The following is a 9392-nucleotide window of genomic DNA, read 5'->3' as shown; positions in this document are numbered from 1 at the left end:
GTCTGGTACGGGCCGAGCGCAGCGCCTGTGACGCGGGCGAGGCCGCGCGAGACCGCACTCTCGAACCTGGTGGGTGCCGCGGGCTCCGCGTGCTCAGCCGGGGGCTGGGGCTGCGGGTGAGGCTGCGGCTGCGGCTGATCGGCCGGCTGCTGATCGGTCACTTGTTCCAACCCCCTGGCAGGTCCGCGCTGCCGATCTGCCACCAGGGCAGTACCCGGTACTGGGTCTTCGCGTCGTTCTTCTCGCCGCTCCAGGACGGTGGTGCGACCACCGAGGTCGCCGACCGGACCTGGATGCGCTCGACGGTGCCGCCGTTGAGCTCGGGCCCGAAGCGGTGCATCACGATGCGCTTGACGTACTGCTCGGACAGGTCGCCGCGCAGCCCGACGGGCTTGTTCTTGCGGTCGTGGGAACTGGTCAGGAACTCCCACGCCCGGCGGAGCTCGTTCTGCTGGGTGTGGCTGGGGGCGAGATTGTGCTTGATGGCCTCGCCGTCCATGGCCGAGAGGTTGACCCAGCCGGTGGTCTCCGTACCGCCGTCGTCCGTGGCGACCCGGGCCCGGGCGTGCACGGCGATGTTCTGCTGCAGGGGGTTGGGAGCGAAGAGCTTCCAGTTCTGCTCGAACTCCGGGTAGACGTAGTCGTCGACGCCCTGGCCGTACTGCTTGCTGAGCGTGTTCGCGGGCGCGACGTGCAGGAAGACCATCGCTACGTGGACGGCGACGGCCACGGCGACGACCGCGACGGCTATCCCCACCACCACGCGCGCCGGCAGCGAGAGCACGGCCGGTCCCGTTCCGCGCACCTCCGCCCGCCGCGGCGTCTGTTCCTCAGCTGGCTCCATGCCCTTCCTGCTCCCCACGTTTACGCCAGTACGAGCTCCAGAGGTTATTCGAGCCTTGACACCCTATGGGCCCGCGCCCCACCATTGAACCGAACGATCGGTCGGTAGGGAGCGCGGCTACGGCCGCCGGCAAGGGGGTCGAAATGGTCGAAACGGTCGGGACCCGGGCGGCGCCGCCCGACGCCGGCGGCACTCACGGCGACGGGGACCCGTCGGACCCGCTCGGGCAGCTGGCCGCGGCCTTCGACAGCGCGGTCGCCGCGGAGGAGCGGATCGAGCCGCGCGACTGGATGCCGGACGCCTACCGCTCGACGCTGGTACGCCAGATGGCACAGCACGCGCACTCCGAGATCATCGGCATGCAGCCGGAGGCGAACTGGATCACCCGCGCCCCCTCGCTGCGCCGCAAGGCCATCCTGCTGGCCAAGGTCCAGGACGAGGCCGGACACGGGCTGTACCTCTACAGCGCGGCCGAGACCCTCGGCACCAGCCGTGACGAGCTGCTCGACAAGCTGCACTCCGGCCGCCAGAAGTACTCCTCGATCTTCAACTACCCGACGCTGACCTGGGCCGACGTGGGTGCGATCGGCTGGCTGGTCGACGGCGCGGCGATCACGAACCAGGTGCCGCTGTGCCGCTGCTCCTACGGGCCGTACGCGCGGGCGATGGTCCGGATCTGCAAGGAGGAGTCCTTCCACCAGCGGCAGGGCTACGAGCTGCTGCTCGCGCTCAGCCGGGGCACCGAGGCCCAGCACGCCATGGCGCAGGACGCCGTGGACCGCTGGTGGTGGCCCTCGCTGATGATGTTCGGGCCACCCGACGACGAGTCCTCGCACAGCGCCCGTTCCATGGCCTGGAAGATCAAGCGGCACTCCAACGACGAGCTGCGCCAGCGCTTCGTCGACATCTGCGTCCCGCAGGCCGAGGCGCTGGGCCTCACCCTGCCCGACCCCCGGCTGCGCTGGAACGAGACGCGGGAGCACTGGGACTTCGGCCCGATCGACTGGGAGGAGTTCCACCAGGTGCTGCGAGGGAACGGGCCGTGCAACGAGGAGCGGATAAGCCGGCGCCGGCAGGCACACGAGGACGGCGCCTGGGTCCGTGAGGCGGCGGCCGCGTACGCGGAGAAGGCGGCCGGGGCGGATGCGGAGACCGAGATGGCGGTGAGCACACGATGAGCGGCAAGGACTGGCCCCTGTGGGAGGTGTTCGTGCGAAGCAGGCGCGGCCTGTCGCACACCCACGCGGGGAGCCTGCACGCACCCGACGCGGAGATGGCGCTGCGCAACGCCCGCGATCTCTACACCCGCCGTTCCGAGGGCGTCTCTGTGTGGGTCGTCCCGTCCGACGTCATCACCGCCTCGTCGCCCGATGAGAAGGACCCCTTCTTCGAGCCGGCCGCCGACAAGGCGTACCGCCACCCGACCTTCTACGAGGTTCCGGAAGGGGTGCGGAACCTGTGACGCCGCCCGACAGCCCGCTGCTGCCGCTGGCCGACGACGCCCTCGTGCTCTCCCACCGGCTGGGCGAGTGGGCCGGGCACGCGCCGGTGCTGGAGGAGGAGCTTGCTCTGGCCAACATCGCCCTCGACCTGCTGGGCCAGGCCCGCGCTCTCTACGCCGAGCTGGGCGACGAGGACGAGCTGGCCTATCTGCGCGAGGAACGGGACTTCCGCAACTGCCAGTTGGTCGAGCAGCCCAACGGCGACTTCGCCCACACCATGATCCGCCAGCTCTTCTTCTCCACCTACCAGGAGCTGCTGTACACGCGGCTCGCGGAGCTCGGCCAACCGCTCGCCGCGAAGGCGGTCAAGGAGACCGCCTACCACCGCGACCACGCCGAACACTGGACGCTGCGCCTCGGTGACGGCACGGCCGAGAGCCACGCCCGCGCGCAGCGGGCGACGGACGCCCTGTGGCGCTACACCGGTGAGCTCTTCTTTCCCCCAGGCCCTGGCGGGCCTGGGGAGCCCGTGAGTGCGGTCGACTGGGACGCTCTGCGCACGGCCTGGACCGAACGGATCACCGGCATCCTCGGCGCGGCCACCCTCACCGTTCCCGAGACCCCGCAGCACGGTGCCTGGACGGCCGGGGCGGGCCGGCAGGGCCTGCACACCGAGTCCTTCGGCCGGATGCTCGCCGAGATGCAGCACCTGCACCGCAGCCATCCGGGGGCCTCGTGGTGACCGGCGCCGGAGCCGGCACCGGCACGGACGCCGAGCGGCGCGTGCGCGACCTCACGCGCTGGGCGGGCTCCGTCCCGGACCCCGAGCTCCCCGTCATCACGCTGTCCGAGCTGGGAGTGCTGCGCGGCGTGCGCGAGACCTCCCCGGGCGGCCCGGTGGAGGTCGAGCTCACCCCCACGTACACCGGCTGTCCCGCCATCGAGACCATGGCCACCGACATCGAACGGGTGCTGCGCGAGCACGGCGTCCCCGAGGTCACCGTCCACACCGTCCTGGCCCCGCCGTGGAGCACCGACGACATCACCGCGGAGGGCCGCCGCAAGCTGGCCGAGTCCGGCATCGCACCACCACGCGGTGGTGCCGGCGGCGGTCGTGACGGCGGTGGTGACCCCGTCCCGGTCACGCTCACCGTCCGCTGCCCGCACTGCGGTTCGACCGACACCACCCTGCTCAGCCGGTTCTCCTCCACCGCCTGCAAGGCGCTGCGCCGCTGCGAGTCCTGCCGGGAACCGTTCGATCACTTCAAGGAGTTGTGAGGAGCCGCCGTGAGCACCTTCCACCCACTGCGCGTCACGGCGGTCGACCGGCTTACGGACGACGCGGTCGCCCTCACCCTCGCCGTACCCGACGAGCTGCGCCCGCTCTACCGCTACGAGCCCGGCCAGCACATCGCCCTGCGCCGTAGCCGTACGGCGGGCGACGCGCACGCCGCCACAACGGAGGTGCGGCGCACGTACTCGCTGTGCGACCCCGCCCCGCCCGCCGACGGGGACGCCCCCGCGACCCTGCGCATCGGCATCCGCGGAGTCGAGGGCGGTGACTTCTCCGGCTACGCGCTCAAGGAGCTGGCGGCCGGCGACAGCGTCGACGTGCTGCCGCCCGCCGGCCGCTTCGTGCTCCAGCCGCGGCCCGGGCGGTTCGCCGCCGTCGTGGGCGGCAGCGGCATCACTCCGGTGCTGTCCATCGCGTCCACGCTGCTCGCGCGCGAGCCGGAGGCCCGGTTCTGTCTGCTGCGCAGCGACCGGTCCACCGCCTCGACGATGTTCCTGGAGGAGGTCGCCGACCTCAAGGACCGCTACCCCGGCCGGTTCCACCTCGTCACGGCCCTCTCCCGGGAGGAAACGCAGAGCGGCCTGCCCACCGGCCGCCTTGACGAGAAGCGGCTGACCGGCCTGCTGCCCTCGCTGCTGTCCGTGCCGGACATCGACGGCTGGTACCTGTGCGGCCCGCTCGGCCTGGTCGAGGGCGCGGCCGGCGCGCTGCGCGGTCTCGGGGTGCCCCGGGCCCGGATCCACCAGGAGATCTTCCATGTCACGGAGGCCCCCCGGGCGGAGACGGCCGGCTCGCGCTCGCCGGACGCCGACGTCCGCGCGGCGACCGTCACCGCCACTCTCGACGGGCGCTCAGGACACTGGCCGATGGACGACGGCGAATCGGTGCTGGAGACCGTGCTCCGCCACCGCTCCGACGCGCCCTTCGCGTGCAAGGGCGGGGTGTGCGGCACCTGCCGTGTCCGGCTGGTCTCCGGCGAGGTCCGGATGGACCGCAACTACGCGCTGGAGCCGGAAGAGCTCACGGCGGGCTACGTGCTGGCCTGCCAGTCCCATCCGGTGACCCCGGCCGTGGAGGTGGACTTCGACGGCTGACCGTGCGGTCCGTACGGACGGCACGGCTCAGTGCGCTCGCCCACGGCCGCCAGGGCCGAGGGTGGGGGTCCCCCCCCAGGCCCGCCAGGGCCGGGGGAATTCACAGCACGTACGCGTTCTCCGCATCCCCCGTCAGCGGGCGCCCGGCCGCCTCCCAGGCGAGCATGCCGCCGTCGACGTTCACCGCGTCCAGGCCCCGCTCCCGCAGATACCGGGTGACCTGAGCCGAACGGCCGCCGACCCGGCAGACCACGTAGACCTGTGCGCCCTCGTCCGCCCGCTCGGTCAGCTCCCCGAACCGGCCGACGAACTCGCTCATCGGAATGTGCAGCGCGCCCTCCGCGCGCCCGGCCGCCCACTCGTCGTCCTCACGGACGTCCAGCAACAGCGCGTCCGCGGGCACCGAGGCGATGTCCACCTGCGGCAACTGACCGAATCCCATGACAGCAAGCTCTCTCTCAGTCCGCTTCCGTGCCCGGCGGCTCGCCGTCCGGCTCCCGCTGGGGTACCACTCGAGGCAGCGCCTCAGGGGGAGAGCCGGGCCAGTTCCGCCTCGCGCTCCTCCAGCTGCGCCAGCAGCTGTTCGGCGATCTCCTCCAGCAGCGTGTCCGGATCGTCCGGCGCCATCTTCAGCATCGCGCCGATCGCGCTCTGCTCCATGTCCGTGGCCAGCTGCGTCAGCATCTCCTTGCGCTCCGCCAGCCACTCCAGGCGGGCGTAGAGCACCTCGCTGCGTGCCAGTGCCGGCTCCGGTTCCGCTTCCGGCTCGGACGGCCCGGCCGTCCACTCCTCCAGCAGCGCCCGCAGGGTGTCCGTATCGCCCTCCGCGTAGGCCCTGTTGACGCGTACGAGGAACGCCTCGCGCCGTTCCCGCTCCGCGTCTTCCTGCGCCAGGTCGGGGTGTGCCTTGCGCACCAGCTCGCGGTACGCCTTGCGCGCGTCCTCACTGGGCCGCACCCGGCTCGGCGGCTTCACCGACTCCTCGCTGAGCATGGCGGTCGCCTCGGGCGAGAGCCCTTCGGAGTCGAGCCAGCCGTGGAAGAGCTCCTCCACCTTGGGCATCGGCAGGACGGCCGCGCGCAGCTCCTGCGCCTTGCGCAGATCCTCCGGATCACCGCTGATCGTCGCGGTCACCTCGGCGATGCGGGCGTCCAGCTCGTCGAGGCGCGCGTAGACCGGACCGAGCCGCTGATGGTGCAGCCGGGAGAAGTTCTCGATCTCGACCCGGAAGGTCTCCACCGCGATCTCGTACTCGATCAGCGCGGTCTCGGCCGCCCGTACCGCCCGCTCCAGCCGCTGGGTGCCGGGCTCTTCCGTCTGGTCAGCTTCCGCTTCCGGCTTCGCTTTCATCGGGTCCACCCTACGGAAACGCGAACCGCCTTCCCAGCCCGGAAGGATCCCGGGCCGTCGGCCCGTGTCACCGTTCTCACGGGCGGAACTCCTTCGGGCAGCGCATGGCGTCCTCGGGCAGGTGCCCCTCGGCCCACCGCGTCAGCTCGGTCATCGCCGGCCGCAGGGCCAGCCCGGCCTCGCTGAGCCGGTAGCTGACCCGCAGCGGCGGGCCCTCCTCCACCGTGCGTACGACCAGCTCCAGCAGCCCCAGCTCGGCCAGCCGGTCCGAGAGCATCCGCTCACTGATGCCCGGCACGGCCCGGCGGAGCTGGGCGAAGTGGCCGGGCCCGTTCATGAGCGCGGCGATGACCAGCCCCGTCCAGCGCTTGCCCAGCACCTGGAAGACGCGCGTGATGCCGCTCTCGGGCTCGGTGCACGCCGTGCCGCTGCCGACCGCCCGCCCCTCCTCTGCCTGACCCCGAAGCTCTGCCATGGCTCCAGAGTACTGCGTCGACACAAGGGAGTGCAGAAAAGTAAGCACCTGTGTTATTACTAGGTACGTACGCAACTTAACCCCCTTACGAAGTCACCGCACCAAGGAGTCCCTCATGGCCACGCTGCTGCACCTCGACTCGTCCCTCTTCCCCCGCGAGGGTTCCGTCTCCCGCGACGTCGCGGCGTCCTTCCGCTCGGCATGGGAGGAGCAGCACCCCGGCGGCACGGTGATCTACCGCGACCTCGCCGCGGACCCGCTGCCGCACCTGGAAGCGGCCGGCGCCGCCGCGGGCTTCGCCGACCCCGCGAGCCACACACCCGAGCAGGCCGCCGCCTTCGCGCTGCGCGACGAGCTCGCCCGCGAACTGGAACAGGCGGACGCCGTGCTGATCGGCGCCCCGATGTACAACTACACGATCTCCTCCACCCTCAAGGCGTGGCTCGACCAGGTGATCCTGATGGGCCGCACCGCGGGCACCGAGACCCCTTCCGCGGCCGGCACCCCCGCCGTCGTGGTGGCCAGCCGCGGAGGTGGCTACGGACCGGGCACGCCGCGTGCGGGCTTCGAGTTCGCGCAGAGCTACCTGGCCAAGGTGCTGGGTGAAGTCATGGGCCTGGACGTCGAGTTCGTGATCCCTGAGCTGACCCTGGCCCCGCACACCCCGGGCATGGAGTCACTGATCGACAACGCCAGGGCGTCGCGCACCCAGGCCCACGAAGCCGCCGAGGCGCACGGCAAGGCGCTCGCCGCCCGCCTCGCCGCGGCAGCCTGACCGGCACAGGACCCCGGGCCCCAGGCCCGCCAGGGCCGAGGGGGTGGGGGTCCCCCCAGGCCCCCCCGGGGCCGAGGGGGAGCACTGGCCGACGGCAGACCCACAACGAAGAAGCCCCGCAGACCACTGGCCTGCGGGGCTTCTCCTCGAGTGCGCGAGGGGGGAGTTGAACCCCCACGTCCTTTCGGACACTGGAACCTGAATCCAGCGCGTCTGCCTATTCCGCCACCCGCGCAAAGGGTGTCCCCCGCGATGTGCGGGGAAGTATGCCGTCGGGCACCCTGGCTTGCGGCTGGAGTGCCTGTCGACGTCCAGAAGATTAGCACGCTGGCCCGGGTGCCTTCACATCCGTATCCGCCCGCCGGCACCCCCCTGCGCTGCGGGACACTGGCTTCATGAGCCCTACGATCCATGCGAGGCTGTGAGGCGGCGTGAGGGGTGTGAGAGGTGACACTCGTCCCACCAAGCCCCGCTGGGGAACCAGCTGTTTTCCCCGCGCGTGGATACGATCAGTAAGCAGTACCGAAACACCGAAGCACAGCGTGCGCGTGCCCGGGTGACACTGGGAGGCGCACCGGAGCAGAGGACGGCTGGGAAGGAGGTGCACCGTGGGAGTTCTGAAGCGCTTCGAGCAGCGACTCGAAGGTCTCGTCAACGGCACCTTCGCGAAGGTGTTCAAGTCCGAGGTGCAGCCCGTGGAGATCGCGGGCGCGCTCCAGCGGGAGTGCGACAACAACGCGACCATCTGGAACCGTGAGCGGACCGTGGTGCCCAACGACTTCATCGTCGAGTTGAGCACGCCCGACTACGAGCGGCTCAGCCCGTACTCCGGACAGCTCGGTGACGAACTCGCCGGAATGGTGCGCGACTACGCGAAGCAGCAGCGCTACACGTTCATGGGGCCCGTCAAGGTCCATCTGGACAAAGCCGATGAACTGGACACCGGGCTCTACCGCGTGCGGAGCCGCACCCTCGCCTCCAGTGCCTCGCAGCAGCAGCCGGCCCGCAGTTCCAGCGCCCCGAGCAACGCCTACGGCGGCCAGGGTGGTTACCCCCCGGGCCCGGGCCCGGCCGGTGCGCCGCCCATGCCGACGAGCCCGCCGCCCGGTCATGCTCCGGGCAGCGGTGGCGCGAGTGGACGCCCGCTTCCGCACACCGAGACCCGGCGCTGGGTCGAGATCAACGGCAATCGCCACCAGATCTCCCGACAGACGCTCGTGCTGGGGCGCAGCACCGAGGCCGACGTGCGCGTCGACGACCCCGGAGTCTCGCGCAGGCACTGCGAGATCCGGGTGGGCGACCCTGCTTCGATCCAGGATCTTGGCTCGACGAACGGCATCGTGGTAGACGGACAGCACACAACGCGCGCTACGCTCCGCGACGGCTCACGCATCGTCGTGGGCAGTACCACGATCATTTACCGGCAAGCCGAAGGGTGAAGCGGGGGCAATGTCAGAGCTGACCCTGACGGTCATGCGGTTGGGTTTTCTCGCCGTACTGTGGCTGTTCGTCATCGTGGCCGTACAGGTCATCAGGAGCGACCTGTTCGGCACCCGCGTGACCCAACGCGCCGCGCGCCGCGCCGAAGGCCGTCCGCAGCAGCGCCAGCAGCAGCCCTCCCGGCAGCAGGGCGGGCGGCGCGGTGCCGGCGGCGGCGGACGCGGCGGGCGCAACGCACCGAGCAAACTCGTCGTCACCGAGGGATCACTGACCGGAACCACCGTCGCGCTGCAGGGTCAGACCATCACCCTCGGCCGCGCGCACGACTCCACGATCGTGCTGGACGACGACTACGCCTCCAGCCGGCATGCCAGGATCTACCCGGACCGTGACGGCCAGTGGATCGTCGAGGACCTCGGGTCCACCAACGGCACCTATCTCGACCGGACCCGACTCACCACTCCGACGCCGATCCAGCCCGGAGCGCCGATTCGCATCGGCAAGACGGTCATCGAGCTGCGGAAGTAGTACAGATCATGACGACCGGAGGGTGGGCACCGTGCGGATGTACCCGGAGCCGACAGGCGAGGTGCGCATGAGTCTGTCACTGCGCTTCGCCGCCGGATCACACGACGGCATGATCCGTGAGCACAACGAGGACTCCGGCTACGCCGGCCC

General features: G+C 71.1%; 12 protein-coding genes and 1 tRNA gene. 8 read left to right on the top strand and 5 right to left on the bottom strand.

The window, feature by feature from the left end:
• Positions 1–157: 157 nt before the first annotated feature.
• Positions 158–844 (bottom strand): DUF5819 family protein, encoded by a 687-nt coding sequence (locus tag ACRDP3_RS03940; RefSeq protein ID WP_431515393.1) that lies wholly within the window; start codon positions 842–844, stop codon positions 158–160.
• 143 nt (positions 845–987) lie between these two features.
• On the opposite strand from ACRDP3_RS03940, the gene paaA reads away from it, so the two are divergent.
• The 5 genes from paaA to ACRDP3_RS03915 are packed head-to-tail and all read left to right on the top strand — an operon-like array spanning position 988 to position 4674.
• Complete coding sequence (paaA, locus tag ACRDP3_RS03935; protein ID WP_431515392.1) at positions 988–2022, top strand: 1,2-phenylacetyl-CoA epoxidase subunit PaaA; 1035 nt, start codon at positions 988–990, stop codon at positions 2020–2022.
• Positions 2019–2306, top strand: a complete 288-nt coding sequence (gene paaB / locus ACRDP3_RS03930) for a 1,2-phenylacetyl-CoA epoxidase subunit PaaB (protein ID WP_431515391.1) — start codon at positions 2019–2021, stop codon at positions 2304–2306. The genes paaA and paaB overlap by 4 nt, the downstream gene beginning before the upstream one ends.
• The gene (gene paaC / locus ACRDP3_RS03925) at positions 2303–3028 is read left to right on the top strand and encodes a 1,2-phenylacetyl-CoA epoxidase subunit PaaC (protein ID WP_431515390.1); all 726 of its coding nucleotides are present in this window, start codon (positions 2303–2305) and stop codon (positions 3026–3028) included. The genes paaB and paaC overlap by 4 nt, the downstream gene beginning before the upstream one ends.
• A gap of 41 nt (positions 3029–3069) precedes the next feature.
• Positions 3070–3564, top strand: coding sequence for a 1,2-phenylacetyl-CoA epoxidase subunit PaaD (gene paaD, locus ACRDP3_RS03920; RefSeq protein WP_431515394.1), 495 nt, complete (start codon positions 3070–3072; stop codon positions 3562–3564).
• 9 nt (positions 3565–3573) lie between these two features.
• Entirely contained in the window at positions 3574–4674 is a 1101-nt protein-coding gene (locus ACRDP3_RS03915; RefSeq protein ID WP_431515389.1) for a 2Fe-2S iron-sulfur cluster-binding protein, read from the top strand.
• Positions 4675–4774: 100 nt separating this feature from the next.
• Here ACRDP3_RS03915 and ACRDP3_RS03910 read toward each other — a convergent pair whose 3' ends face one another.
• The 3 genes from ACRDP3_RS03910 to ACRDP3_RS03900 form a co-directional block, all read right to left on the bottom strand.
• Positions 4775–5116, bottom strand: coding sequence for a rhodanese-like domain-containing protein (locus ACRDP3_RS03910; protein WP_431515388.1), 342 nt, complete (start codon positions 5114–5116; stop codon positions 4775–4777).
• An 83-nt stretch (positions 5117–5199) separates the two neighbouring features.
• On the bottom strand, positions 5200–6024 hold the full coding sequence (locus tag ACRDP3_RS03905) for a J domain-containing protein (protein WP_431515387.1): 825 nt from the start codon (positions 6022–6024) through the stop codon (positions 5200–5202).
• A gap of 76 nt (positions 6025–6100) precedes the next feature.
• On the bottom strand, positions 6101–6499 hold the full coding sequence (locus tag ACRDP3_RS03900) for a winged helix-turn-helix transcriptional regulator (RefSeq protein ID WP_431515386.1): 399 nt from the start codon (positions 6497–6499) through the stop codon (positions 6101–6103).
• A 115-nt stretch (positions 6500–6614) separates the two neighbouring features.
• Between ACRDP3_RS03900 and ACRDP3_RS03895 the strand changes: the two genes are divergently transcribed.
• Positions 6615–7274 (top strand): FMN-dependent NADH-azoreductase, encoded by a 660-nt coding sequence (locus ACRDP3_RS03895; RefSeq protein WP_431515385.1) that lies wholly within the window; start codon positions 6615–6617, stop codon positions 7272–7274.
• A gap of 151 nt (positions 7275–7425) precedes the next feature.
• Here the strand turns inward: ACRDP3_RS03895 and ACRDP3_RS03890 are convergent.
• Positions 7426–7509, bottom strand: a tRNA-Leu gene (locus ACRDP3_RS03890).
• Positions 7510–7882: 373 nt separating this feature from the next.
• Between ACRDP3_RS03890 and ACRDP3_RS03885 the strand changes: the two genes are divergently transcribed.
• Together ACRDP3_RS03885 and ACRDP3_RS03880 are read left to right on the top strand one after the other, a co-directional pair.
• Positions 7883–8713, top strand: a complete 831-nt coding sequence (locus ACRDP3_RS03885) for an FhaA domain-containing protein (RefSeq protein ID WP_431515384.1) — start codon at positions 7883–7885, stop codon at positions 8711–8713.
• Positions 8714–8723: 10 nt separating this feature from the next.
• Positions 8724–9242, top strand: a complete 519-nt coding sequence (locus ACRDP3_RS03880; RefSeq protein WP_431515383.1) for an FHA domain-containing protein FhaB/FipA — start codon at positions 8724–8726, stop codon at positions 9240–9242.
• Positions 9243–9392: the final 150 nt, after the last annotated feature.

The sequence above is a fragment of the Streptomyces sp. genome (genome assembly GCF_050698815.1).
In the GTDB taxonomy this organism is placed as follows: domain Bacteria; phylum Actinomycetota; class Actinomycetes; order Streptomycetales; family Streptomycetaceae; genus Streptomyces.
Note: the sequence above shows the minus strand (reverse complement) of the source record. Positions and strands in the feature narration are given on the sequence as shown.